Here is a 25,987-nt window from a genome sequence, read left to right as displayed (position 1 = left end):
CAAAAACAAATACGGGGAGGATAGCATGGCGCGATTTGCCACGGTCGAGGACATTGCGGATATCGAAACAGATTTGCCTTGGCCAGAGAGTCAACCGGCATCTACTTTATATGAGTTATTGACGAAAACCGCGACGGCGCATGGCGCGTTGAACGCGATCACGTTTCAGCTGTTCTCTGGGCCTTCGGATGCGGCCGAGACGCTGACCTGGCGTGATGTCCATGCCCGGGTGACCCAGACCGCGAACCTATTGCGATCACTTGGCGTGGGGCCGACGGACACTGTCGCTTATCTGCTGCCAAATTGTAACGAGGCTGCGATCACCTTGATGGGGGCGGCGGTTGCGGGAATCGCAAATCCGATCAACCCGCTGCTCGATGCAGAGCAGATCGCAGCCATTTTACGTGAGACAAACGCAAAAGCTGTGGTAACGCTGCGTGCCTTCCCCAAAACGGACGTGGCGCAAAAAGTGAATGAAGCGGTGGCGTTGGCGCCCAATGTCGAAACGGTGCTTGAAGTTGATCTGTGGCGTTATCTGACAGGCGTCAAGAAGCTTATCGTGCCGCTGATCCGGCCAAAGAACCCACCCAAGCACCGCGCAAAGGTGATTGATTTCAACGCAGAATGCGCCAAGCAGCCAACGGAGTTGAGCTTCGAAGACCCGCCTGAGGATCGTGTGGCCTGTTACTTCCATACCGGCGGTACCACCGGCATGCCGAAGGTCGCTCAGCACAAGTATTCGGGGATGATCTATAACGGTTGGATCGGTCACACGCTGCTGTTTACCGAAAACGACACGGTGATTTGTCCGTTGCCGTTGTTCCACGTCTTCGCCTGCCATGTGATCTTGATGGCCATGGTCTCGTCAGGTGCCCATGTGGTGTTCCCCACGCCCCAAGGTTATCGCGGCGAGGGGGTGTTCGACAATTTCTGGAAACTGGTCGAGCGTTGGCAAGTCACCTTTATCATCACCGTGCCCACTGCGATTGCTGCGATGATGCAGCGCCCGGTGGATGCGGATATCTCTTCGGTGAAAACAGCCTTTTCAGGATCAGCGCCGTTACCGGTAGAGCTGTTTAACCGGTTTGAAAAGGCGACCGGTGTGACCTTGATCGAGGGATACGGGCTGACTGAGGCGACCTGTTTGGTGTCTTGCAATCCGGTCGAAGGCGAAAAGAAAATTGGATCGATCGGCATTCCCTTCCCGCATACCAGTGTGAGAATCCTTACACAGACCCCGGATGGGCCGCGCGAATGTGCCGTTGATCAGGTGGGCGAGATTTGCGTCGACAATCCGGGTGTTTTCGAGGGGTCGACCTATACCGAAATCGACAAGAATCATGATTTGTTTCACCACGACATCTATTTGCGTACGGGCGATCTTGGGCGCATCGACAGCGATGGCTATCTTTGGATTACGGGGCGCGCGAAGGATCTGATCATTCGCGGCGGTCACAACATCGACCCAGCCGAGATCGAAGAGGCGCTGGCCGGCCATGATGCTGTGGCCTTTGCAGGTGCGATCGGACAGCCTGACGCGTTTGCAGGGGAATTGCCGTGTGTTTACGTGGAGTTAGTCGATGGCGCGAATGTATCCGTCGAAGATTTGTTAACGCACTGCAAAGAGCATATCCACGAGCGTGCCGCGATCCCCAAATACTTGGAAATTCTAGATGAATTGCCCAAGACTGCGGTGGGAAAAGTGTTCAAACCCGATCTGCGCCGATTGGCCATCACTCGGATCTATAACGGCGCCCTTGAAGATGCCGGACATACGGCGCGCGTGGTCTCGGTGGTGGAAGACAAGAAGCGTGGCCTTGTCGCACATCTGGACCGTAACGACGAAGCCGATGAGGCGGGTGTGGGCAAGGTGCTGGGTGAATTCACCCGTCCTTGGCAATGGCGCGACGCCTGATCGTATGACATGACGCGTCCGGTCCTCAGTAACGATCAGGCGCGTCGGATATTCCTGGATCGCCATGCGCTTCTGGAACCTCCCACCGGCTCTGCGACAGGTCAGGCTCTGTCTGATCTGGTTGCGCGGCTGGGCTTTGTGCAGGTCGACAGTGTCAACACCTTTGCCCGGGCGCACGATCTTATCCTCTGGTCGCGGCGTCAGACCTATGCGCCGCGATCCCTGAGATGGATCAATGATCGTTCCCGCGCAACTTTCGAGCATTGGACCCATGACGCATCCGTTGTGCCGACCGCATTCTTCCCAGCTTGGCGGCTAAAATTCGCGCGAGATCGCGCGCGGCTTCATGCGCGCTGGCGGAATTGGCATGGGCAGGACTTTCATGGTGAGCTTGATAACGTCTTGGCCCACGTTGCAGAGAACGGTCTTTGTTGCAGTGCTGATTTTGACGGTGAAAGGGAAGAGAAATCAACAGGTTGGTGGGATTGGCGGCCATCAAAAGTTGCACTCGAATATCTATGGCGATCTGGCGAATTGTCGGTTTCGAAGCGCGTTGGTTTTCGGAAATACTATGATTTGACCGAGCGTGTGATACCGGCCGAGTACCTCAACGCGCGGTGGTCTGACGAGAAAATTGTGGATTGGGCTTGTAGTGCAGCGATGGATCGTTTGGGTTTTGCGACAAGCGGCGAATTGGCCGCGTTTTTCGATCTCATCAAGCCGGATGACGCCAAGGCGTGGGTTGCAGATGCACTAAGCGGCGGACGCGTGATCGAAATCGATGTCATGAGCACCGATGGCGTGCCGCGCCGTTCTGTTGCATTGCCGGACGTCCTGGATCGGGTTGCGAAGCTTCCACTTCCATCTCAGCGCGTTCGGATACTTTCGCCATTTGATCCAGCGCTGCGCGACCGCAAGCGCGCGGAGCGATTGTTTGGATTCCACTATCGTATTGAGATTTTCGTCCCAGCGGCCAAGCGCCGCTATGGCTACTACGTGTTCCCCATCCTGGAGGGTACACGTTTGGTTGGTCGGATTGATATGTCGCGAGAGGGCAAACGTCTGGTGGTGCGTGCGCTTTGGCCTGAGCGTGGTGTGAAGTTCGGTCTCGGTCGACAGGAAAGGTTGCGATCTGAACTTGATCGTGCGGCCCGGTTCGCCGAATGTGAGGAACTGCAGTTCTGCGAGGGCTGGTTGCGTGTCTGAGGGCAGATCCAGAAATGCTTACGCACTGGCACCCTTATTGTTGCTTTCGGGTAGGTGTGAAAACGAAATCTCAAACGACGCAAGAACATTGCCGACCTGATCCATCGTGACGGGCTTAAGCGCGGGTTGAGCAATCTGATGAGCGGCACTTTTACCCTCTGTGGAGTAAACGATCCACATCTACGATACCGCTTAGCTTATTGAATACACTTTCTTCCCGGCAGCTATCCACAGTTCCAGCTTTCAGGCACTCACAGATTATCCACTGAATGGCACGACACAGAAACGTCATTCCTTTACGACGTCTTGCCGCATAAAGCCCAATCTCTCCATGATGGGCGCATCGGAAAAGCGGAACAGGTCGAACTGAGTTTCAGCCTGTAAGCTCCAGGGGACCCATGATGGTATCGTGAACAGATCTCCTGTTTCCAACGAATGAGATACGCCATCGATTATTGCCACACCGCGACCGTTGAACACCTGAAACACTGTTGAACCCACTTCTTGGCGATTTTCGGTTTGTCCGCCTGCGCGTAGACGATGAAACTCGCAGCGTATGGTCGGCATCACATCCCCGCCATTGCTGGGGTTCACAAAGCGGATTGCGGCGTGGCCTGGATCAAACGTACCTGGATATCCTTCTTTTTCCAGGTCCAATTGTTCAGTCAGCGCACGATCAGTATGTTGCCAACGGAAGGCTGCAAGCGGGCTTGAAACGCTGCTCTCCAAGCTTGAAAGCGGGCGCAGGCCGGGATGTGCCCAAAGCCTTTCGCTGCGAGAGAGGATGGGCGTCTCGCGAGTTGAAACCTCATCCGCTCCGAATTCAAAAAAGCCGACATCCATTTGTTGTGAAAAGGGAATGTCCAAACCGTCGATCCACGCCATTGGCGCCTCGAGGGTGTTTTGATGACCATGGAACCGCCAGCCAGGTGTGAGCAGGAGATCGCCGCGAGACATGCGAACCGGATCTCCATCAACGACTGTCCAAACTCCTTCGCCCTCGACAACAAAACGGAATGCGTTTTGGGCGTGGCGATGCTCTGGCGCGGTTTCGCGCGGTCCAAGATACTGGATCGCACACCACAGGGTCGGAGAGATATAGGCATGCGGCGCCAGGCCGGGATTTGCCAAGCCGATCGCCCGCCGCTCCCCGCCGCGCCCGACTGGCACAAGCCGCCCGGACGCTTCTGCCAAAGGTAACAAATCGGCCCATCGCCAGACATAGGGTATGGCTTTGGGTTTGGGGTGCTCCGGCATCAAATCCCCGAGCTGTGTCCAGAGCGGTATCAATGATTGGTCGGCAAAGCCTTGATATAGCTGACGAAGTTCGGGGCTGTCATCGGGCTGTGAGTTGTGGGCGTCATCAGTCATGTGGGCTGTCCGATTGTGACGGTAAGATCCGGCAATGCGTCGATGGAAACAATTGCCGTGTCGCCCGCGCCAAGTGGGCCAACGCCCGCTGGCGTGCCGGTCATGATCAGATCACCCGGCTCCAGCGTGACAAGCCCGGATAGGTACGAAATGATTTCGGGCACAGACCAGATCATATCGGAGATATCGCCATCTTGCATGACCTCACCATTCTTCGTCAGTCGGATCGCCCCTTGGGACAGATGACCGATCTGACTTACCCTGTGAATTGGCCCGACCACAGCAGAGCGGTCGAAGCCCTTCGCCATATCCCAGGGCCGTCCAGCTGTCTTTGCCTGAGCCTGCAAATCGCGGCGTGTCAGATCGTTGCCTGCCGCATAGCCGAATATGTGATCCGCTGCGTCCGCCTCCGTCACAGCGTCCGCGCGTTTGCCAATCGCAACAACCAGTTCTGCTTCGTAATGAAGGTTCTGCGTGAAGGAAGGATAAGGAAGTGTTGCCCCGTTTTCGACCAATGAATCGGCGGGTTTGCTGAAGAAAAAAGGAGGCTCCCGATCATCATGCCCCATCTCGCGCGCATGGTCGGCATAGTTGCGTCCGACACAGAAGATGCGACGTATTGGGAAGCGCTCAGTCTGTTTTTCTATCGCTAGGGAGGGCTGAGGATGTGGATCAAAGATATAGGTCACGTTGCGCCTCGCGCATGAAATCAGTTGCGATTATGAGAAAGGTTAAGGGGTAAAGGCAGTTGCCTCAACGACCTTTCCGTCAAGGACCTGCGCTATAACGGTCTGCGAGAGTTGTGACTAAACCTCTATAACTGGAAAATAAGTTTCTAGAATAGCCTTGCTTATCGCCAGTCCATAGAGATTGGCGTTTTTCTCTCTCGACTAAGGGGGGCGGTCAAAAGCAGCATGAGCTTCGTTAGCGATGTAATAGAGAATAACAACCTAATAAAATTAAAAAACAGTTATATTTCATAGTGACATCTCGCGATGAGGCCTTGACCTCGGCCCCATCGCGCGGTTGCAAGGCCTAGTCCCAGAGCTCTTCTTGCCAGCCCATTTCGGGGATCTCTTCCACAATCTCAAATGCGATTGTATCAGTATAGACGCGTCCGTGGTGGTCCGAGACCTCGACCGTCAGCGAGTGGATGCCAGCGGGTAGATCCGCTGGCAGATCGGCCGTCCACAAATGTTGTGAGGAGGTGGTCCACAGCCACGGGTCCAGCGGACCGACCCGACCGCGCCAGATTGCCCCTTGAAACACTTGGTAGCCGTTGTCCCCAGAGGCCGATTGCAAGGCGCGGCGCGTATCGGTCATTTGCCGAACAACGGCGTAGGGGTCTGATACCTCAATGGAACTGAGCTTGGCCTCTCCCTCACCGGCTTGGGTGCGGGTGGCAGGCATGGGGTCGCCACCGTTGATCGACAGCGTGACGACCGCATCCTGGGTGCCATTCCACACATTCACCACGCCCCAAGTGCCATCTTCCAGATCCTCGCGCGTGATCATGTGTAAGTCGCCCAGGTCATTGATGCTCAGCGGAGGCACGATGTTCCCGCGCGTCTCACCATAAGCCTCAACGAACCCCATCAGCCGTTGCGCCCATTCGCGATATCGGGGCGTGTTGAACGAGACATGGAACTGTTCGTCATGGTCATGGGTGAAGGATTGATAGGTCTCGACATAGTCCGAGCCGGAAAATTCCAGCACATAATAGCCGCGGGGGCTGCCCAAACGCTGTGGCACGCCAGGCACGAAGTCATCGTTCAGGCTGCCAGCCCACCAAGATCCCGACAACGCCCCAGTGACAATCTGGTGGAAGGGGGCCTCGCCGACGCCGGTATTCTCTTCCCATCCTTCATAATACTCGCCGGTCAGGATGTTTTCTGTCGTGTGCGTATGGCCCGACAGGCCCAGCACCGGACGATCACCCAGGATCGCGACAAGCGCGTCGAAATTGTCGGTTTGATGCTTGGCGGCATCGTTGTCGGTGAAGGTCTGAAACGGGATATGGGCACTGATCACGATCAGCCGATCCTCGGGGACATGCGCCAGATCGTTTTCCAGCCAGACCAGTTGCCGGTCAGTGATAATCCCGTTGTAAGTCGGACTTTCCGACGGATCGCAGAACGGATGGTCGTCGACGCCGTTGCAGGGATAGCGCACGTTGTCGAGCACGACGAAATGCACATTTCCAATATCGAACGAATAGTATTCCGGGCCCCATGCCTGACGGAACGTGTCAAAACTGTCGGCATCGGTCTCCGCGTCGAAATCCAGATCATGGTTGCCCGCAACATAATATTGCGGCGTCTGGCCGATTGCGATGATCTCTTGGAAACGTGGATAAAGCGACAGGTCATCCCCCATTACGTCACCCGCAAAAAGCAGGCATTCGGTATTGGACATGTCGCGCCCGGCCAGCATATTTCCAGCGGTTTCACGCACGTAGGACACCTGCATGTTGAAATAGGGCTGGGCGTCGCCAAAGACGAGGCACTCAAAATCGGCACGGTCGGACTCGTCTTCGATCATCGGGAAGTTGATCGCAGCAGGCAGGGGGCCGGTGGGGGCAATCCCGCCAAACCGCAGATCCGGCGAGCCATCCTCTTTGTGGATATACGCGAATTGCGGGACCATGACCTCGTTGACGGGCGGCGTGTAGCCCGCGGGTGAGGTCACGAAGACGTTCATATCGGCATAGGCGGGCAGCTCATAGCTGCCATCCTCGCCGGTGACCACGACCTCGCGTCCGTTGGAGACCATGACGCCAGCGATGCCCGTCTCTTCCGCATCGAAAACACTGTTGCGGTTGGCATCCAAAAACACAGTTCCGCGCGCCATATCATCGGTCGCCTCACCGGCCACTGTCTCGATTGTGCCGATATAGCTTGGGTCCTTGCCGTATGCGGAGGTGGCGGCCAAGAGGCCTGCCGCAATCATCAGAGAGCTTTTCACATCAATCTCCTTATTCGCGCGTGACATGTTGCCGATGCCTAAGAGAGACGCCGTCGGTGACATCAGTTTTTCCGTAACATGAACCTTTTGTGGTGACGGCGAGGATCCGCCGATGGCATCTGTATGGCCGACCTATAAATGCCCGTGTTGTGGTTGGTCTGAGCGGCGGAAAGAATGAGTTCTATCGCGTCCCTTAAAGATAAGAGCACTGAACAATCCTATCGTTGAGAATGGTGATACGATGTGTTGCGATTGATTTTGGCTAAGGCAATTGTAAAAGACCTGAAAGTAATTCAAGGTTTTCAGTCATATGGCTTTTAGAGATATTTGGCTCGATAGGGCTGCGTTATTGAGAATTAGGGTATGAGTGATGGTGCGAAACGATAGCCAGATCCCATGAATTCTGGCAAAAATCCGAAACAAGACCGATCTCAGAAAACCCATGCACGGCTATTGCAAGCGGTCTATCAAATCGTGGCGCAGGATGGTCTTGGCGCGTTGACGCATCGGCGTTTGGCGCAGCATTCCGGTGTTTCGCTGGCTTTGACCACATATTATTTCCCGCGAAAGGCCGACATTATTCGCGCGGCTTCCATGTCTTTGATGAAAGGGTACCTCGCCGATTACGGTCGCGTCGAAAAAAGTGTGGCGACGTCGGGCAAAGGCCCCAAAACCCTTTGGGAGTTTTCCATTCGGATGCTCCGCGTCAGCACCGGGCCGAAGTGGCAAGAGACCTTGGCCTGGGCCGAGATCTATCTGGACGCCGCGCGCGACCCGGGTCGCCAAGACCTGGTGCAGGATTGGATGGAACGGCTTTTTGTGGGGTGGAGCGAAGTTGCAGATCTGGTGGAGCCGGGCCTGAGCGACGCACAATTGCAGATGCGCATGGATATGACATTGGGCTTCTTGGTCATGGCCCTGGCGCTGCGTTTGGACCGCGATCAAATTGATGCGGGCTTTGCGCCGGGCACGGTCCTGTTGGAAGTATGGGCGCTTCCCAATGGTAGTGGATCTAAGGATTTGCATCGACAGGCCCACAAAACCCGGGATGCGGTGTTAGCCGCGGCAATCGATATCCTATTGGAGGATGGTCCCGGTGCAATTAGCTACACCAATCTGGCCAATCGCGCCGGTGTGGCCGGGTCTACGCCGCGCTATCATTATCCGGCGCTTTCGGATTTGCTGACAGAGGCGCAGCAAGCGCTTTTTGCGGCGTCTAAGGACAGGTATCGTGCGATGTCGGCCACAGTTTATCGCAAGGCGGTGACCCAGACGGCGTTGATTGATCTGTCATTTGCAGTCTTGGCGCGCGAGGTAAGCGATTTTCGCCCGAACAGTGCCGCTCTGTTCCAATTGTGGCTTGAGGCGGGGCGGCGCCCGGATTTGCGCGCCTCGATTTGGGCGTCCATCAAGGACCAGGCCGACGCGTGGAACCGTGTGTTTGACCGGCTTTATGGTCCCACGCATCCCAATGCGGGCATGTATGCCCAGGCCCTGTTCGCGGGCAAACTTCTGCGGCTTTTGTCGTCAAGCGGCTCAGAAAATGACCTTGCCACAACGCGTGCCGAATTTGCGGTGGCGTTCGAAGAATTGAGGCAGGTATTGCCCGCGCCGACCGATTAGTCAGCCTCACCGCGTTCCGCTGCGCGAAGGATATCCGCAATATCCGTCTCAGTCAGTCCATAGATCTCGGCCGCCATCTCTGCCGTGATATAGCCGCGCGCCAGGTCCCGCTTCACCAAAGCGGAGTCTCTCTCGGCCGGGTCGCCGTAACCTGCACCGCCAGGGAAGGCCATTTGCACGCGTCTTCCGGCGGGGACAAATTGCTTACCCTTCACGCGCATTGCGGTGCCGTCATCTTGGGCAATCCTGGTCGGCGCGCCAGCTTGACCACCGCGGCGCCCACGCGCCGGATGGTCGCCGCGATCAAACATGGCCTGGATGTCGAACTCAAAGCCCGGCATCGCACCGACCTCCATGAATTGTCCCAGCCCGCCGCGTGTTTTGCCGGCGCCACCGGAATCAGGGCGCAATTCCTTGCGCCAGATAATCACCGGCCCCGCATGCTCGGTGGCTTCGATGGGCATGGTCATCACACCGGATGGAAAGGCAGTGGCGTTGAGCCCGTCCAGTTCGGGACGTGCGCCGGAACCGCCTGAGTTGAATGTCAGCACCTCGGTCCGTCGTGCGCCATCGGGAGCGTCATCGGCAGGGCGCAAGGAAAGCTGGAAATTACACAAACACCCGGCGCCCTCGGCGGGAACCAGACCTGGCACGATCTGATCGAAGGCGTTGAACACGACATCGGGCACGAAATGGCCGACGATGTGGCGCAAGGCCACTGGGGCGGGATGGGGCGCATTGACGATGGTGCCTTCGGGCGCGACCACCTCAAATGGCGCTAAGGACGCTGCATTGTTGGGAATCTCCGGCGCGATCGCGACCTTCAGCGCATAGCAGGCATAGGCCTTGGTGTAGACCAGCGGGCAATTGATTCCCTTTTTGTCGAGGCCGGACGTGCCTTCGAAATCGGTCACAATGCAGTTCTCTTCGATCGTCACGCGCGCCCGAAGGGTGATCGGCACGTCGAACCCGTCCACGCGCATCTCACCCGTGGCGCTGTGGCGGGGCAGGGCGGCGATCCGCTCCAGCGTGGCGCGGCGGGAATTATCAAGAATGAAGGCGGCGATCCCATCCAGATCCGGCAAATCGAATTCGTCCATCATGTCGCTCAGGCGGCGATGCCCAATCTCATTGCACGTGGCCAGCGCATAAATGTCGCCGATCAATTGGTCTGGCTCGCGCACGTTGCCGCGGATGATCCGCACCAGCGTGTCGTCCACCGCGCCCCGCTCGGCGAATTTCATGATCGGGATATACAGCCCTTCCTCATAGACACTGGCCGCATCGGCGCCAAAGCCGCGCCCGCCAATATCCACTACATGGGCTGTGCAGGCAAAAAAGCCGACCAACACGCCATCCCGAAAAGAGGGTGTGACCATGGTGATGTCATGCAGGTGGCCGGTGCCTTCCCACGGGTCATTGGTGATGTAGACATCGCCCGCAAACATGTTCTGGCGCCCGATGCGGCGGATGAAATGCGCCACCGCATCGGCCATGGCGTTCACGTGGCCGGGTGTGCCTGTCACGGCCTGGGCCAGCATGCGGCCTTGCGTGTCGTAGACCCCGGCGCTCAGGTCGCCAGCCTCACGGACGGAGGTGGAAAACGCCGTGCGCACAAGGGCCTGCGCCTGTTCCTCAACAACCGAGATCAGGCGATTCCACATGACTTGATAGGCGACATTCGTGGTCATGGCGCATCCTTTGCGATCATGTCGATACAGCCATCCGGCTGACGGATCACGCGGCGGCTGGTCGGTACGATGATGGTCGTCTCGTCTTCGACGATTGCCGCGGGACCAAGCGCGTCGTCACCCGTGTTCATCGCCTCTCGGGGAATGATCTTCGCGTCGGCGAAGGCGCCGGTCGCAGGGTCGAAAATCGCACGCGTTCCAGTATCGGGGACTGTGTGGCCGCCTTCTGACAGGGTGATGCGGTCGGGCCTTTCTGCAGCGGTGGTGGCGTTGACCGACCAGACGGTGATTTCGATATCCATGCCCGCCACGGGCCGCCCGAAGAGTTTGGTGTAATCCTCTTCAAACCGCGCCTGGAAGGTTGCGGCATCGGGTGTCATGGCTTGATCTTCGGTCAGAGAAATCGGGATCTCCCACCCCTGTCCTGTGTAGCGCATATAGACTTTGAACTCAGCCATGATCGGCGCTTCGGCATCACAGCCGCGCACAAACCCGGTTGCTTCGGATTTCAACTCGCTCAGCAGATTGCGGATAAGGCCGGCGTCAAAATCGCTGAGTTTCATGTAGACCGACCGATTGGCCTCAAAAGAGAATGGCGCGCGCAGAAAGCCGATGGCGCTGCCGACACCGGCCCCGGGCGGTACAAGCAAACGATGGACGCCCAGCTTTTCGCATAAGCGCCCGGCGTGCAGAGGCGCCGCCCCTCCAAACGCGATCATGGTGTATTCGCTGAGATCCTCACCGTTCTCCACGGCATGGACCCGCGCCGCGTTTGCCATGTTCTCGTCCACCATCTCGGCCACACCAAAGGCGGCTTCCGCGGCTTCCATATTGAGCGCTGCGCCGACCTGATCGGTCAGGGCGCTTTGTGCGGCTGTCGCTTTCAACGGGATGGAGCCCCCGGCAAAATTGTCGGGGTCGAGCTTGCCCAGGATCAGATCCGCATCAGTGACCGCGGGCCGCGTTCCGCCGCGGCCATAGCAGGCAGGCCCGGGTTCAGACCCGGCACTTTCCGGGCCGACGCGGATCTGGCGCATGGCATCCACATGGGCCAGCGACCCACCGCCAGCCCCGATTTCGACCATATCGATCACCGGGATCGAGATTGGCATGCCGGAGCCTTTCTTGAACCGATAGGTCCGGGCGACCTCGAAAACCCGTGAGGTTTTGGGGGTCTGATTCTTGATCAGGCAGATCTTGGCCGTCGTGCCACCCATATCGAAGGACAGCACCTTATCAAGCCCGTAGCGTGCAGCGATATGGGCTGCGAAGACCGCGCCTCCGGCGGGGCCGCTTTCCACCAAACGTACAGGGAAGTTCGCGGCGTCTGCCACGCTGATAATCCCGCCGCCCGAATGCATGAGAAAGATGCGGCAGGTGATCCCCTCGGCGCGAAGCTTGCTTTCGAGCCGCCCCAGATAGGATGCCATCAGAGGTTTGATATAGGCATTTGCGACAACGGTATTGAACCGCTCATATTCACGCATCTGGGGGGAGACCTCGGACGAGATCGAGACCGAGATATCGGGCAGTTTTTCGGCCAGGACATCTCGTACCAAACGTTCGTGATCGGGGTTGAGATAGGCGTGGATCAGGCCGACGGCGACGCTTTCCGCACCGGTGATCGCGATACGCTCGGCGAGCCGTTCGACCTCCGTCCGATCCAAGGGAAGCATGATGTCACCCTTCGCATTGACGCGCTCTGACAGGGTGAAACGCATCTGCCGCGGCAGCAACGGCTCGGGCAGGGTCAGGTTCAGGTCATATTGCTCGAACCGAGACTCGGTGCGCATCTCGATCACATCGCGGAAACCTTCGGTCGTAATCAGAGCCGTCTTGGCGCCGCGTCGCTCGATGAGCGCATTCGTCGCGAGTGTTGTGCCGTGGATGATCTGGCTGATTTCTGCGGGGGCGATGCCAGCGATGGCGCAGACCTTGTGCATTCCATCGATGATCGCGGCTTCTGGGGCTGCATAGGTCGTCAGGACCTTGGTCGATACCAGATCACCGACGCCTTCCAAGACCACATCCGTGAATGTGCCGCCGATATCCACGCCCAATCTGATGGCCATTACACGTCGTCCCTTCGTCTACAGCAGTAGACTGCCTTGGACAGCGCCGCGAGTGCAAACCGATTCATGCCAACGGTGAACCAGCGTCGCTCGGCGCCTGCCGTTGGGGCCATCCATTTTCGGTGGTGCGCTCCGGGCTCCTTTTGGCGGAGGTTGTGCGAGAGATTGTAGGCCATCGGCGGGTGCTTCTAGGTTGCGCCATATCGCTGCCAGCACGATCCTGCCCGAAGACGAGGGTCAGTCATCCCATTCAACGTCGAATTTGGTGATCAGGCCTTGCACCTCCGCGTCACTCAAGGCGCGTGGATTGAGACCGCGGGTCATCATCGCCAGCCGCGCAGTATCTTCCAATTCCTCAATCGCGTTGCAGGCGGCCTCCACATCCTTGGCCGCCACAACCGGCCCGTGATTGGCGAGCATCACGGCAGAGCGTTTGCCCGCCAGGCCGCGCACCGCCTCACCCATCGCCGGATCGCCGGGCAGAAAGAACGGCAACAGCTTCACCTTTCCCAGCTTCATGATCCCATAGGGGGTGAGCGGCGGCAGAAAATTGTCCCAATCGGCGTCGGGCATCATCGACAAGGCGACCGAATGGCACGAATGCAGATGCACCACGGCGCCAGCGGTGTTGCGCGTGTCATAGAACGCGGCGTGAAGTGGCATCTCCTTGGTGGGGTGATCGCCGTCGATCAATTGCCCTTCACCGTCAAAGCGCGATAGCCGCGCTGGGTCGAGGCGGCCGAAGCTTGTGCCGGTCGGGCTGACCAGCAACCCGCCATCGTCCGTCCTGGCCGAGATGTTGCCGGTCGAACCGCCGGTCAGCCCCCGGTCGAACATGGATTTCGCCAGCATGCACATCTGTTCGCGCAGTCGCGTCTCGGCACGTGTCATGGAATATCCCGATTGAGCTCTTGTTAGCGCTAACTAACCCCAGCATGGCGCCATATACAAGAATTGTCAGATTTCAGTATCGGGTGTCCCGTCGACCAGCATCGACAATTGCTTAGAGGCCGTTTGCAGCGCACCCAGGAACTCGATTGCGCGCTCGGGATCGAACCGTTGGGTCGGGGCGTGGAACGACAATGTCGCCATCAGCCGGTGGTTGATGTCGAAAATCGGCACCGCCAGGGCAACCATATCATCCATAAATTCTTCACGGTCGAGCGAATAGCCCTGACGCCGGATGTCCTCTAACTCGGCCTTCAGGGTGGCGCGGTCGGTGATGGTATTGTCGGTGTGGCCGGTCAGCGCGCTGGCCGTCAGATAGCGGTAAAGATGCGTTTCGGTCAGGGAACTGAGATACAGTTTCCCGGATGCCGTACAATGGAACGGCACGCGGGTGCCTTGGGGCAATTGGATGCGCAGGGGCCATTCGGTCTCGACCCGTTCCAGGTAGATCATCGCGTCCCGGTCGGGCAGGGCGATGTTGCAGGTTTCGCCGATCTCCTGGCTCAACCGCTTCAGAATGGCCTGTCGTGCGGTCCGGATCCGCAGGGACGACAGGATCCCGCCCGCCAGCACCCGCATACGGGGCCCTGGCGAGTAAGTGCGTCCATCCATGTCGCGCTGCAGGAATTCTTCCTCCTCCAACGTATTGAACAGGCGGTGGATCGTGGGTTTGGGCAGGGAAAGCTGGGCGTTGACCTCAGTCGGTGTCACGGGAACACCCGCGCGCGCGACCTCCTCCAGCACCAAAAGGAGCCGGAGGTTGGTTGGAATCGTATCGCGCTGTGTATCGCCGTCCATTTTGCCTTCCCTACCCATTTACCCCTACAGGTTCGGCAAGAGTGCAGTCGACAGGGACGGCACCAATGCCACGATGATCCAGATCGAGATCAGAGCAAACAGATAGGGCCATGTGTACCGAAGCAACCGGAAATAAGGCACACCTGTTACACCCGAGGCCACGTAAAGGTTAAGACCGTAGGGCGGGGTGATGAAGCCGATGGAGGCCCCAACCAGGAAGATCACCGCGAACTGCACCGGCTCGACGCCTATATCATGGGCAATCGGCGCAAGAATAGGCGCTAGGATGATCGTCACCGGCAGCGATTCCAGAACCATGCCTGCGATGAAGACGATGATCATGGCGGTGAACAAGACCGCATAATAGCCACCCATCGAGGTCACGAACTCGGTCAGGAAGGCCTGCGCCCCCAACACCGACAGGATCTGTTGCATCACCACCGACACCGCGATCAGCGGTGCCAGGATGCCCGTGATCTGCGCCGACCGCATTGTGATCGACGGCAGTTCCAACGGGCCAAACCCGTTCACCACCAGCATGCCGCCAAAGCTGCGCTCATCGACGGGACGGTCTTCGCGGGTGGCGAATTCCGGACGGCTGATCGAGACCAGCTTGGTGATGGCAAGGCACAGGAAGCCCACGATCACACAGAAGCCCACGGTCACACCCGCGGCTTCGGTGGGCGAGAACTTACCCGTGTAGATGCCCCACAGAACCAGGCCGATCGCAAAGAAGCCCAGCCAGGCGCCGACACCGGTTTTCAACACCCGAATGATGTTCAGGTCGATGATGTAGCCCCACTTGTTTCTGAAGCAGACAATGAAACAGGCGGTCATCATCGCCAGAACCATGAGCGAGCCGGGGATGATCCCCGCCACGAACAGGTCCGAGATCGGCAGGTTCATCAAGAAGCCGTAGACGATGAAGATGATCGAGGGCGGGATGATGATCCCCACCGTCCCGCCCGCTGCCGCCGTGGCAGCCGAGAACCGCTCGTCATAGCCGCCTTTCACCATTTCGGGGTGCAGCATCGAGCCGATGGTCGCCGTTGTCGCGGAGTTTGACCCGGAGATCGCCGCAAACAATCCGCAGGCGCCCAGGGCTGCCATGGCCAGGCCGCCTCGAATCCAGCCGAGACACGCATAGGCGTAATCCGTTAGCCTTCGCGCAATGCCGGATCGGTTGATCAGGTCACCCGTCAGGATGAAGAGCGGCATCGCCAGCAACGCAAAGCCATCCGTAAACACCCGCGACAGAGCCGCACTGATGTTGTCGAGCGGTAGTCCCAGAACGAAAGACATCCCGATGACCCAATAGCCGATCACCAGAAAAACTGGCACGCCCAGCATGAACAAGGCTGTGACCCCGAGGGACAGCAATGTGATCAAGGTACCGTCGGTCATGTGTCACCCCCGATCACGGCTTGTGAGATCAGCTCATTGCCTGAGCGATAATTGTTGAAATCCGCGAACCAGTTTTCCAGGACACGGGCGACCAGGAACACAAAAGACAGCGGCACGGCGAGGATGAACCACCATTGCATCAAGTCGTTCGTGCCGGGCACGATCTGGAAGTTCGAGGCTGCGTTGGCTGCGATCCGACTGCCGGTGACAACCACGACCCACGAGAACCCGATCCACAACAGCGCATCCACGCTCAGCAGCAACATCTGCGGCAGCCGCCCCATATTGGTGCGGAACTCGCTGAACGCCAGATGCGTGCGGAGCTTGACGTTATAACTGCATCCCACCCAGGTCATCACCAGGAACAAGAAGGGCGGGAGCGTGGTCGTCCAGGGCCACGGTCGCAGCCATTGGGGTGTATTCGAAAAGTCCATACCCAACATGCCGGGCACAAACCGCTGGATCACGCCGAAGAAGATGATGCCGCCGATGGTCAGGTAGGAAATGACCATCACATAACTTTCAAGGTGGCGCTCGATGAATGGCACAAAGCGATAGATCATCATGATGATGAACCCGCCCAACAGCAGCAAGATCATTCCGAGAACCCAGGCCGCTTCACCATTCAAGGCTTCGCTGATCGCCCAGCTATCGTTTGCAGCGAATGCCGCAACGATCTCGCCCATACCGTCAAAGATGTCTCCCATCAGCCCCTCCCTGGCGCTTGGAATTATGTTCAGGGTTTTTGCGCCCTGTTTAGGAAGATGCGGCGGCCCAAGGGCCGCCGTCACCTAGTTTTGAATGATCCGTCAGATCAGGCGGTCCGCCACCAGCGGCGCGGCTCCACGTTTTCGGCCAGGGTATCTTCGGGGATCTCACGCGCGATGTCGAAGATCTCCTGATAGGTGTCGGCACCGTCGCCCTGCCAGTTGTTGATGCGCTCACGCCACTCGGCCCAGGGCTCTGGGTTGAATTCGGGCGAGCACATCTCGCGGGCGATCTGGATCTGATCGTCGCCCAGCTTCGCCACGCGGACGTCGTTTTCGGCAAAGATCGTGCCGGGCATCGGCGGATCGGTGAAGCCGACCGTGTTGACCAGCGCCGCTTCGTTGGCGGCCTGGACATGCACCTGCGCGAGATAGGAGGATTCCATGATCGCGTCCTGCAGATGCGGCTCCATGCTGTCGAACAGCTCGGCATTCATGCCGGTATGCTCGGTGCCGCAGAAGAACTTCAGATCCACCGATTGGCTGACAACCGGCGACATGTTGGCATAGGCCACAGCCGAAGCCCATGTCTCGGCGCCATCGATCAGGCCCTGACGCAACCCGTCAAGCGTCTCTTCCCACGCGATGGGCGTCGGGTTGAGGTTCATCAGGTTCATTGCAATGCGGCCCAATTGCGTGCCCGTCACCCGGTTGCGGGTGCCAAACAGCTCTTCCAGGCTGGTCACGGTGTCGCGCTCGGCGAAGGATTGACCCAGTTGGATGCCGCGCAATTCTGCATGGCTGAACAGGAACTTGACGCCGTGGCGACGTTCCAGTGGATCACGCAGCAGACGCATGGATTCCGGATGGTACAGGAAGTGGTACTGATCCGCCCGCGAGCGGAACATATATGCGTAATCCAACACGTTCAGATAGGGTGCGGACCCGGCAGAGTTCTGCGTCGAGGCGGAATAGAAATCCACCACGCCCAGCTGTGCCCGCTCCAAGCAGTTCAGCTGACCGCAGATCTGGTTGTCGCCGATGAATTCCAAGCGGATCTCACCGTCCGTGCGCTCCTCCAAGTCACGGGCGAATTCCAGAACGCCGGCCCGCTCGATCAGCAGGTTGCGGGCGTTGAAGCCGGCGGCACCCATCTTCAGCTCGTAGCGAGCCGTGGTGCCATAGCGGCGGTCATATGTGGACTCGACAGCGCGTGCCAGCGACGGCAAAGTCACCGCACCGGTCAGCGTTGCCGCCCCCATCATCACCGATGACAGACCATAGGTCCCGGTGAGTTTCATCAAGTCTCTGCGCGAAACCTGGCTGAGGACTTTTGAAGCCTTCATATCCATTACCTCCCTTATTGCGCAAAATTGATACTTGTGGTCTCAATCTTGCTCAAACTATGCTCGGACTGGCAAGAAAAATCTTCATCTTGCGTAGATTCTGTGCGGAGGGGCCTGAATATGACGGAAGTTTCAGCGGATTATGTGGTCGTCGGGGCAGGATCGGCGGGTTGTGTCGTGGCCAACCGGCTGTCAGCCGACTCGCGCAACAAGGTCATTCTGCTTGAAGCGGGCGGTCGCGATTGGAACCCGTGGATCCATATTCCGGTCGGATATTTCAAAACCATCCACAATCCGACAGTCGATTGGTGCTATAAAACCGAACCCGATCCGGGCCTGAACGGACGCTCCATCGAATGGCCCCGCGGCAAGGTTTTGGGCGGGTCGTCGTCGCTGAACGGGCTGCTGTATGTGCGGGGCCAGCCGCAGGATTACGACCGGTGGCGCCAGATGGGGAATACCGGCTGGGCCTGGGATGACGTGCTGCCGCTGTTCAAACGCGCCGAAAACAACGAACGCGGCGCCGATGAATTCCACGGCGATCAAGGGCCGCTTTCGGTGTCGAATATGCGCATTCAACGCCCGATCACCGACGCTTGGGTCGCTGCCGCGCAGGCCGCGGGCTATCCGTTCAATCCCGATTACAACGGCGCGGATCAGGAGGGTGTGGGATATTTCCAGCTCACCTCCCGAAACGGACGCCGCTGTAGTGCTGCCGTCGCTTACCTGAAGCCCGCGAAAAGCCGTGACAACCTTCAGATCATCACCCATGCCCAGGTCGAGCGCGTGGTGATCGAAAACGGGCGCGCCACGGGCGTCGTCTACACGGACCGATCCGGTCAGCAGCAGGTGGTCAAGGCCGGGCGCGAGATTGTCCTGTCGGGCGGCGCGATCAACTCGCCTCAGGTGCTGATGTTGTCCGGCCTGGGCGAGGGGGCGCAACTCAACGAACACGGGATCGAGGTGATCCGCGATTTGCCCGGCGTGGGTAAGAATTTGCAGGATCATTTGCAGGCACGTCTGGTCTATAAATGCAACGAGCCGACCCTGAATGATGAGGTCTCGACCCTTGTTGGGCAAGCTCGTATCGGATTGAAATACTTGATGTTTCGCGCAGGTCCGATGACCATGGCCGCCAGCTTGGCGACTGGATTCATGAAGACACGCGAGGATATGGACACGCCTGATATCCAGTTCCATGTTCAGCCGCTTTCGGCGGAAAATCCCGGCAAGGGGGCCGATAAGTTTTCGGCCTTTACGATGTCGGTATGCCAATTGCGGCCCGAAAGCCGGGGTGAGATCCGGCTGGCTGGGCCGGGGCCGAAAACCTATCCGAAGATCATCCCGAAATACCTGTCGACCGAGACCGATTGCCGGACCATCGTGGCCGGCGTGAACATCGCGCGCACCATCGCGCGGCACGCGCCGCTGACGTCGAAGATCTCGGAGGAATTCCGGCCGAATCCCAGCCTCGATATCAACGATTACGATGCCACATTGGATTGGGCGCGGTCGAATACGGCGTCGATTTATCACCCCACAGGCACCTGCAAGATGGGGCAGGGCGCCGATGCCGTTGTCGATGAGCGTTTGCGAGTTCACGGGATTGAGGGGCTGCGCGTCGCAGATTGCTCGATCATGCCCGAGATCGTATCGGGCAACACGAACGCCCCTGCAATCATGATCGGCGAGAAAGCCTCCGATCTTATATTGGAAGATGCGCGGGCCGGTGCGGCTGTTCCCGCGCAGGCTTGAGGGGCTGGTGCGTTCGACGTGTTTTTTGCGTCTTGGTAACGGGTTAGGCGACGCTGTCCCGAATATGAGCTTGGATGATGGTGTCCAGGCTTTCATCGACGGGAAACCCTAATTCGGTCGCAAGGCTGCATGCGAACGCTTTGGGCCAGCCCCCGACGATCCCCGCGACAACCGGGTCAGGGCTGGGGGTGACACGCGCGGCGACCTCGGCTCCGGCGATCCGCTCCAGCGCGGCGAGCATCTCGGCAATTGTCACCGACAATCCTCTGCCCGATACGACCGCGCCGGGCCCGAGCGCGCCTTTTGGCAGACCGGCAGCATGGATCAGAGTGGCGACCGCGCAGTCGGGTGAGGCGATCCAGACCCGCAGCGATGGATCGACGGGCAGCGCGGCCTCTTCTCCGGCGAGTGGTTCGCGGATGATGCCGGAAATAAAGCTCGACGCGGCTGCGTTCGGCTGCCCGGGCCGGACCGATATCGTCGGCAGCCGCACACAGCGCCCGTCCAGATGGCCCCGCCGCGAATGATCCGCCAGCAGCATCTCTGCCATCGCCTTCTGCGTGCCGTAGGAATTTTGTGGTGTCAGGCAATGGGTGTCAGGCACGATGTCAGGCAAATCGCCGCCAAAGGCCGCCACCGATGAGGTCGAAACGACAACCGGCGCGGTCCCGAGCGCCCGGATATCATTCAAAAAAGCGGCTGTTGCGACCAGATTGACCCTGTAGCCCAGATCGAAATCGGCTTCCGCCGCGCCCGAGACGATGGCGGCGAGGTTGAAAATCAAATCCGGCGCGGGATCCAGACACGCGGCCCGGCCCGCCTCATCGGTTAGATCCGCCGCCAAGCAACGGACCGGAACATCGGCCTCGGGCGCTTTGGGCTCCGATAGGTCAGACAGTGTCATGGATGTAATCACAGCACCGTTGATCCGCCCCGTCGCGGCGAGCGTATTAGCCAGCCGGTCGCCGATCATGCCGCCCGCGCCGGTGATCAGGATACGCATCAGGCGGCACCCCGGGCATCCGCCGCCTGCGTAAACCCGTTCAGGATCGCCGCAAAGGCATCGTCATCGATGTCGCTATGCAGGACCATGCGCGTGGCGGGTGCAGGGGCGGCCAGGCGCACACCTTGGGCCGCCATGGCGCCGACGATATCCAGCCCATCCCGAGGTGTCAGGAACACCATATTGGTGGCATGGGTCACGGTGCCCAGATGCAATGCGCGCAGATGCTCAGCAAGGGCTGCGGCGCGGTGCTGATCCTCGGCCAAACTCGTCACGTTGTGATCCAGCGCATAAAGCCCGGCGGCGGCCAAGACGCCCGCCTGCCGCATCCCGCCACCCAGCATCTTGCGCAGGCGCCGCGCGCGTTTCATCAGATCGCGCGGGCCGACCAAAACCGAGCCCACCGGCGCGCCAAGCCCCTTGGACAGGCAAATCGAAATACTGTCGAACGGGGCGGCCAGATCCTCGGCCCCGCAGCCAAGTGCGGTGATCGCATTGAAAAACCGCGCGCCATCCAGATGGATGGAAAGGCCCGCCGCGCGCCCCGCCGCGACCGCCGCCTTGATCCGCGCCAGGGGCACTGCCTGGCCGTAATTCGTGTTTTCCAAAGACAACAGGCGGCTGATCGGATGATGGCTGTCATCCTCCTTCACGGCGCCCGCAATGGCTTCGGGATCAAGCCCGCCATCCTCGGCCACCGGCAGCGCGTGCAGCGCGACGCCGCCCAGAACCGATGCGCCCGCGGCCTCATACCGGATCACATGGTAGCTGTCGCCCGCAATCACCTCTTCTCCGCGTCCGCAATGGGACAGCATGGCGATCAGGTTCGATTGTGTGCCAGAGGGCAGGAACAACCCCTCTTCCTTGCCCATCTGATCGGCCAAGCGCTGTTCCAGCGCGGTGACATTCGGGTCCTCGCCGTAAACGTCATCGCCCACCTCGGCGGCGGCCATCGCGGCGCGCATCCCGGCGCACGGTTTGGTCACGGTGTCCGAGCGCAGATCGGCAATGACCGGGCCGTTCGGGCGATCAGTGGGGCTGTATTGAGACATGGGAACCTCCTGGCGCGTCGTAGGCAGGGCATCACGGGCCGGGCGGGACCGCAAGCCTTCTTTGCACAGCGCCGAAATGTCCGCGACGGGGCACGATCCGCGGAAAATCAGATCAAGCGCGTTCCTTGGCCTTGTTCAATTTTCGAATTGGCGCCATCTTGCGCCGAACACGACCGCATGAGGGGCCATGGCCAGCATCTCGGAACACCACATTTTTCTATCCGAGGATAGCAATGTCGGCCTGCAAACACGTTTGAAAGATGCGATCACGCGGGCGATCTGGGATGGACGGTTTTCGCCGGGCGACCGGCTGCCCGCAACGCGCGCCCTGGCCAAGCATTTGGGCATCAGCCGCATTACGGTAAGCCTTGCCTATGACAGCCTGTTGGCCTCTGGCTATATCGAGGCGGTCGCCCGTTCGGGCTATTTTGTCGCCGCCGATGCGCCAAATCGTCATGACGCAGTGCGCCCGATCCCGGCATCCAAGGGGGACCGGCTGGACTGGGTTAAGCGGCTGGGCGATCCGCCGCCCTCCCTGGGTGGGCAAGCCAAGCCCGCCGATTGGCGGCGCTATCGCTACCCGTTCATTTTCGGCGAGCCGGATGTGAAGCGGTTCCCCGTGGACGATTGGCGAGATTGCGTCAGGCGCGCTTTGGGCAAGCGCCATTTTGAGCAAATCGCAGATGATGCAAGCGACCGGGATGATCCGTTCCTGGTCGAGCAGATCGTGAGGAGATCCGTTTCGGGGCGCGGTGTCGCCGCTTCGGTGGAGGAGGTTCTGGTCACCGCGGGCGCACAGAATGCGCTGTCATTGGCGGTGCAGGTTCTGTTCGGGCGGAATGGCGGTGTCGTCGCGATGGAAGAGCCGGGCTATCCCGAGCTGCGCAACCTGCTCGATCATGCGGGGCTTGGCATCCAAGCCGTCCCGGTGGATCGCAACGGGCTCTGCGTCGACAAGATCCCGCAAGGGATCGACGCGGTTTTTGTCACGCCGTCCCACCAGGCGCCCACCGGCGCCACTATGCCGATGGAGCGCCGCCGCGCGCTGCTGGAGCGGGCGGAGGCAGACGATTTTCTGATCATCGAAGACGATTACGATTACGAGACCAGCTATTCCGCGCCGTCTCTGCCCGCCTTGAAATCCATGGATCAACGCGGGCGCGTCATCTATATCGGCAGCTTCTCCAAATCGATTTTTCCGGGCCTGCGGCTGGGCTATCTGACCGCCGATGCAACCTTTGTGGACCATGCCCGCGCGATCCGCACCTTGTCAGAGCGTCATCCGCCGGGCCTGACCCAACGCACCGTGGCCTACTTTCTGTCCGAGGGGCATTACAACAGCCATTCACGCAGGATGCGGATGCGCATGGCGCGGCGGAACGCGGTGCTGCGCGAGGCCCTGGCCAAGCACAACCTCACCCCGGCGCTCGCGCGCGCAACGGGTGGGACGACCCTTTGGCTGCGCGGGCCTGAGGCGCTGGACGGCGATGCCTTGACCGCGGATCTGCGCGAACAAAGCGTGCTGGTCGAGCCGGGATCGGCCTTCTACACGCGGTTTGACGCGCCCAAGAACCGGCTCCGCCTGGGCTTTGCAACGATCGAAACCGCGCTGATCGCCGACGGCGTTGCCTTGATCGCCGATGCGGTGCGCGCGCAGTTGCGTTAGGCGCGCGCGCGTTCCGATTTCGGATCATACATCGGGCGCAGGCTGGCCTCAGCCGCCACACGGGTTCCGGCGACCTCGATCTCGTAGCTGGAGGCCAGAACTTCGTCGGGCTTTTCGCCGGGGCAGGGCACATACCCCAAACCAATGGCCCCGCCAAGCGTGTGACCGTAATTGCCCGAGGTGATGTAGCTGACCACCTCACCGTTGCGCACGATGGGTTCGGCATGGAACAGCATCGCCTCGGGATCGGTCAGCTTGAACTGCACCATCCGCATTTGCAGGCCCTCATCGCGTTTGCGGGCGACGGCATCGGCGCCGATGAAATCGTTTTTCTGCTTGCTGACCGCAAAGCCAAGGCCCGCCTCCAGCACATGATCCTCGCCGGTGATGTCGTGGCCGAAATGGCGGAACGCCTTTTCGATCCGGGCACTGTCCATCATGTGCAAGCCGCATAGGCGCAACCCGTGATCGGCGCCCGCCTCATGCAGCGTCTCGAAAACATGGGCGGCTTGATCGGCGGAGACATAAAGCTCCCACCCCAACTCGCCTACATAGGTCACGCGATGGGCGCGCGCGATGCCAAGACCGATCTCGACGATCTGCGCCACACCGAACGGGAACGCCTCGTTCGACCAATCATGTGGGCTGACCGATTGCATCAGCGCCCTTGAATTCGGCCCCATCACGCAGATCACCGCCTCGGACGCGGTGGCATCAGAGATCACGACAACCTCATCGCGGCGGTTCATCTTCAACCACGCCATGTCGCGGATCAGCGTCGCGGCGGGCGTCACGATGAAATAGCTGTCTTGTGCCAGGCGCGTGATCGTCACATCGGCCTCGATCCCGGCGCGTGCGTTTAGAAACTGCGTGTAGACGATCTTGCCCACCGGCACCGACATGTTACCGCCCGCCATCCGGTTCAGGAACGCCTCAGCGTCCGGCCCGTCGATGCGGATTTTGCCGAAGGAGGACATGTCATACATGCCGACCGCGTTGCGCACGGCGTCATGTTCCTGGGCTTGGTTGGCGAACCAATTCTGCCCCTTCCAGTCGTATTTGTACTCACGCTCTTGGCCTTCATTGGCGAACCAATTGGCGCGTTCCCACCCGGCCAACTCGCCAAAAACCGCACCGTTCGCCTTCAGATGCTCGTGCAGGGGCGAGCGGCGGACACCACGCGCTGTCGCCTTCTGACGGTTCGGGTAATGGTCGGCGTAAAGCAGGCCAAGCGTTTCCGAGGCGCGTTCTTTCAGGTAGCGGCGGTTCTTCTGGAACGGCTGCATCCGGCGGATGTCCACATCGCCGATATCGAAGGGCGGGATGCCATTTTCCATCCATTCCGCCAGCGCCCAACCGGCGCCACCGGCGGATTGGATCCCGATCGAGTTGAACCCGGCGCAGACCCAATAGCCTTCGAGTTCGGGCGCGGGGCCAAGGTGATAGGCATCGTCGGGCGTAAAGCTTTCGGGGCCGTTGAAGAAGGTGTGAATGCCGGCCTCGGCCAGCATCGGCAGGCGTTCACAGGCGGCCTCAAGGATCGGCTCGAAATGGTCGAAATCCTCGGGCAGCTGATCGAATTCGAAATCTTCCGGGATCGGACCCCACGGTTTGGCTTTGGGCTCAAAGGCGCCCAGCAGCATCTTGCCCGCATCTTCCTTGTAATAGGCGCATTCATCCGGCACGCGCAGCACGGGCAATTGCTTTAGCCCGTCGATGTTTTCGGTCACGATGTAGAAGTGTTCGCAGGCCTGAAGCGGCACGTTCACGCCCGCCATCTGGCCGAAATCGCGCGCCCACATGCCAGCGCAATTGACGACGATATCGGTCGCGATCCGGCCTTCGCTGCCGTCCTCTTCCTGAAAGTTTACAGCTGTCAACTTTCCGTCTGCCTGCTCGATCCCGGTGACTTTCACGCCCTCCAGAACGGTGGCGCCGCCCATCCGGGCGCCCTTGGCCATCGACAGCGCGATATTCGCCGGATCGCCCTGACCGTCGAGCGGCAGCCAGACGGCGGCCGTCATGCCATCGGTGTTCACATGGGGGTAGTGACGCAGCACCTCGGCGGCGTCGATTTCCTCCACATCAACGCCAAAGCTGCGCGCCATGGAGGCCTGGCGCCGGATTTCTTCGGCGCGGTGTTCCGTCAGCGCCATGGTGATCGAGCCGCAGCGGCGGAAGCCCGTGGACACGCCGGTTTCGGCCTCAAGCGTGCCGTAAAGCTCTTGGCTGTATTTCGACAGGCGCGTCATGTTCTTGGTCGCACGCAACTGCGCGATCAGACCCGCCGCGTGCCATGTCGTGCCGCTGGTCAGGCGCTTGCGTTCCAGAAGGACAACATCTGTCCATCCCATCTTGGTCAGGTGATAGGCAACGGAGCATCCCGCAACGCCGCCGCCGACAATGACAACGCGTGCGTGAGAGGGAACTTTGGACATGGAAGGGCACCCGGTCGGTTTAGGTGGA

General features: G+C 59.6%; 18 protein-coding genes. 5 read left to right on the top strand and 13 right to left on the bottom strand.

The genetic code is table 11. From position 1 onward, the window contains the following. The first annotated feature begins 25 nt into the window (after window positions 1-25). A complete protein-coding gene (locus V8J82_RS19455; RefSeq protein WP_339977786.1) occupies window positions 26-1,915 on the top strand; it encodes an acyl-CoA synthetase in 1,890 nt (629 codons plus the stop codon). A 9-nt stretch (window positions 1,916-1,924) separates the two neighbouring features. Further along, complete coding sequence (locus V8J82_RS19450) at window positions 1,925-3,121, top strand: winged helix-turn-helix domain-containing protein (protein ID WP_339977784.1); 1,197 nt, start codon at window positions 1,925-1,927, stop codon at window positions 3,119-3,121. 288 nt (window positions 3,122-3,409) lie between these two features. Here the strand turns inward: V8J82_RS19450 and V8J82_RS19445 are convergent, their stop codons facing one another. The 3 genes from V8J82_RS19445 to V8J82_RS19435 form a co-directional block, all read right to left on the bottom strand. Further along, window positions 3,410-4,492, bottom strand: a complete 1,083-nt coding sequence (locus tag V8J82_RS19445; RefSeq protein WP_339977781.1) for a cupin domain-containing protein — start codon at window positions 4,490-4,492, stop codon at window positions 3,410-3,412. After that, on the bottom strand, window positions 4,489-5,181 hold the full coding sequence (locus tag V8J82_RS19440) for a fumarylacetoacetate hydrolase family protein (RefSeq protein ID WP_339977779.1): 693 nt from the start codon (window positions 5,179-5,181) through the stop codon (window positions 4,489-4,491). The genes V8J82_RS19445 and V8J82_RS19440 overlap by 4 nt, the downstream gene beginning before the upstream one ends. A gap of 346 nt (window positions 5,182-5,527) precedes the next feature. Next, the gene (locus V8J82_RS19435; protein WP_339977777.1) at window positions 5,528-7,456 is read right to left on the bottom strand and encodes a calcineurin-like phosphoesterase C-terminal domain-containing protein; all 1,929 of its coding nucleotides are present in this window, start codon (window positions 7,454-7,456) and stop codon (window positions 5,528-5,530) included. Window positions 7,457-7,852: 396 nt separating this feature from the next. Here V8J82_RS19435 and V8J82_RS19430 point away from each other — a divergent pair, with 396 nt between their 5' ends. After that, on the top strand, window positions 7,853-9,079 hold the full coding sequence (locus V8J82_RS19430; protein ID WP_339977775.1) for a TetR/AcrR family transcriptional regulator: 1,227 nt from the start codon (window positions 7,853-7,855) through the stop codon (window positions 9,077-9,079). Here V8J82_RS19430 and V8J82_RS19425 read toward each other — a convergent pair. The 7 genes from V8J82_RS19425 to V8J82_RS19395 all read right to left on the bottom strand — a co-directional run bounded on the left by V8J82_RS19425 (window position 9,076) and on the right by V8J82_RS19395 (window position 18,045). Beyond that, window positions 9,076-10,770, bottom strand: coding sequence for a hydantoinase B/oxoprolinase family protein (locus tag V8J82_RS19425; protein ID WP_339977773.1), 1,695 nt, complete (start codon window positions 10,768-10,770; stop codon window positions 9,076-9,078). The two genes, V8J82_RS19430 and V8J82_RS19425, sit on opposite strands and share 4 nt — an antisense overlap. Further along, window positions 10,767-12,842 carry a hydantoinase/oxoprolinase family protein gene (locus V8J82_RS19420; RefSeq protein ID WP_339977771.1) on the bottom strand — a complete coding sequence of 692 codons (2,076 nt, stop codon included), beginning with the start codon at window positions 12,840-12,842 and terminating at the stop codon, window positions 10,767-10,769. The genes V8J82_RS19425 and V8J82_RS19420 overlap by 4 nt, the downstream gene beginning before the upstream one ends. 237 nt (window positions 12,843-13,079) lie before the next feature. After that, complete coding sequence (gene otnC / locus V8J82_RS19415) at window positions 13,080-13,733, bottom strand: 3-oxo-tetronate 4-phosphate decarboxylase (protein ID WP_339977769.1); 654 nt, start codon at window positions 13,731-13,733, stop codon at window positions 13,080-13,082. Between the two features lie 66 nt (window positions 13,734-13,799). After that, complete coding sequence (locus V8J82_RS19410) at window positions 13,800-14,588, bottom strand: IclR family transcriptional regulator (protein WP_339977767.1); 789 nt, start codon at window positions 14,586-14,588, stop codon at window positions 13,800-13,802. A 24-nt stretch (window positions 14,589-14,612) separates the two neighbouring features. Further along, entirely contained in the window at window positions 14,613-15,992 is a 1,380-nt protein-coding gene (locus V8J82_RS19405; protein ID WP_339977765.1) for a TRAP transporter large permease, read from the bottom strand. Then, window positions 15,989-16,699, bottom strand: a complete 711-nt coding sequence (locus V8J82_RS19400) for a TRAP transporter small permease (RefSeq protein WP_339977763.1) — start codon at window positions 16,697-16,699, stop codon at window positions 15,989-15,991. Before V8J82_RS19400 ends, V8J82_RS19405 begins: the two co-directional genes overlap by 4 nt. 107 nt (window positions 16,700-16,806) lie before the next feature. After that, window positions 16,807-18,045: a TRAP transporter substrate-binding protein gene (locus tag V8J82_RS19395; RefSeq protein ID WP_339977761.1), complete on the bottom strand. Its 1,239-nt coding sequence runs from the start codon at window positions 18,043-18,045 to the stop codon at window positions 16,807-16,809. 120 nt (window positions 18,046-18,165) lie between these two features. Here V8J82_RS19395 and V8J82_RS19390 point away from each other — a divergent pair, with 120 nt between their 5' ends. After that, window positions 18,166-19,800, top strand: a complete 1,635-nt coding sequence (locus V8J82_RS19390; protein ID WP_339977759.1) for a GMC family oxidoreductase — start codon at window positions 18,166-18,168, stop codon at window positions 19,798-19,800. A gap of 43 nt (window positions 19,801-19,843) precedes the next feature. Here the strand turns inward: V8J82_RS19390 and denD are convergent, their stop codons facing one another. Together denD and ltaE are read right to left on the bottom strand one after the other, a co-directional pair. Continuing rightward, window positions 19,844-20,803 (bottom strand): D-erythronate dehydrogenase, encoded by a 960-nt coding sequence (denD, locus tag V8J82_RS19385; RefSeq protein WP_339977757.1) that lies wholly within the window; start codon window positions 20,801-20,803, stop codon window positions 19,844-19,846. After that, on the bottom strand, window positions 20,803-21,855 hold the full coding sequence (gene ltaE, locus V8J82_RS19380; RefSeq protein WP_339977755.1) for a low-specificity L-threonine aldolase: 1,053 nt from the start codon (window positions 21,853-21,855) through the stop codon (window positions 20,803-20,805). The genes denD and ltaE overlap by 1 nt, the downstream gene beginning before the upstream one ends. A 187-nt stretch (window positions 21,856-22,042) precedes the next feature. Between ltaE and pdxR the strand changes: the two genes are divergently transcribed. Next, window positions 22,043-23,521 (top strand): MocR-like pyridoxine biosynthesis transcription factor PdxR, encoded by a 1,479-nt coding sequence (gene pdxR / locus V8J82_RS19375; RefSeq protein WP_339977753.1) that lies wholly within the window; start codon window positions 22,043-22,045, stop codon window positions 23,519-23,521. Here pdxR and V8J82_RS19370 read toward each other — a convergent pair. Beyond that, window positions 23,518-25,959, bottom strand: coding sequence for a GcvT family protein (locus V8J82_RS19370; protein WP_339977751.1), 2,442 nt, complete (start codon window positions 25,957-25,959; stop codon window positions 23,518-23,520). The two genes, pdxR and V8J82_RS19370, sit on opposite strands and share 4 nt — an antisense overlap. Between the last annotated feature and the right edge of the window lie 28 nt (window positions 25,960-25,987).

This window comes from Gymnodinialimonas mytili, assembly GCF_037544085.1.
Lineage (GTDB): Bacteria > Pseudomonadota > Alphaproteobacteria > Rhodobacterales > Rhodobacteraceae > Gymnodinialimonas > Gymnodinialimonas mytili.
Note: the sequence above shows the minus strand (reverse complement) of the source record. Positions and strands in the feature narration are given on the sequence as shown.

Excerpts from the sequence above, each read along its gene's own strand:
- V8J82_RS19370 (WP_339977751.1), bottom strand. The coding sequence starts at position 25,959 with ATGTCCAAAGTTCCCTCTCACGCACGCGTTGTCATTGTCGGCGGCGGC.
- V8J82_RS19420 (WP_339977771.1), bottom strand. The coding sequence starts at position 12,842 with ATGGCCATCAGATTGGGCGTGGATATCGGCGGCACATTCACGGATGTG.
- V8J82_RS19455 (WP_339977786.1), top strand. The coding sequence starts at position 26 with ATGGCGCGATTTGCCACGGTCGAGGACATTGCGGATATCGAAACAGAT.
- denD (WP_339977757.1), bottom strand. The coding sequence starts at position 20,803 with ATGCGTATCCTGATCACCGGCGCGGGCGGCATGATCGGCGACCGGCTG.
- V8J82_RS19405 (WP_339977765.1), bottom strand. The coding sequence starts at position 15,992 with ATGACCGACGGTACCTTGATCACATTGCTGTCCCTCGGGGTCACAGCC.
- V8J82_RS19425 (WP_339977773.1), bottom strand. The coding sequence starts at position 10,770 with ATGACCACGAATGTCGCCTATCAAGTCATGTGGAATCGCCTGATCTCG.
- V8J82_RS19430 (WP_339977775.1), top strand. The coding sequence starts at position 7,853 with ATGAATTCTGGCAAAAATCCGAAACAAGACCGATCTCAGAAAACCCAT.
- V8J82_RS19450 (WP_339977784.1), top strand. The coding sequence starts at position 1,925 with ATGACGCGTCCGGTCCTCAGTAACGATCAGGCGCGTCGGATATTCCTG.
- V8J82_RS19400 (WP_339977763.1), bottom strand. The coding sequence starts at position 16,699 with ATGGGAGACATCTTTGACGGTATGGGCGAGATCGTTGCGGCATTCGCT.
- otnC (WP_339977769.1), bottom strand. The coding sequence starts at position 13,733 with ATGACACGTGCCGAGACGCGACTGCGCGAACAGATGTGCATGCTGGCG.
- V8J82_RS19395 (WP_339977761.1), bottom strand. The coding sequence starts at position 18,045 with ATGAAGGCTTCAAAAGTCCTCAGCCAGGTTTCGCGCAGAGACTTGATG.
- V8J82_RS19390 (WP_339977759.1), top strand. The coding sequence starts at position 18,166 with ATGACGGAAGTTTCAGCGGATTATGTGGTCGTCGGGGCAGGATCGGCG.
- V8J82_RS19445 (WP_339977781.1), bottom strand. The coding sequence starts at position 4,492 with ATGACTGATGACGCCCACAACTCACAGCCCGATGACAGCCCCGAACTT.
- pdxR (WP_339977753.1), top strand. The coding sequence starts at position 22,043 with ATGGCCAGCATCTCGGAACACCACATTTTTCTATCCGAGGATAGCAAT.
- V8J82_RS19410 (WP_339977767.1), bottom strand. The coding sequence starts at position 14,588 with ATGGACGGCGATACACAGCGCGATACGATTCCAACCAACCTCCGGCTC.
- ltaE (WP_339977755.1), bottom strand. The coding sequence starts at position 21,855 with ATGTCTCAATACAGCCCCACTGATCGCCCGAACGGCCCGGTCATTGCC.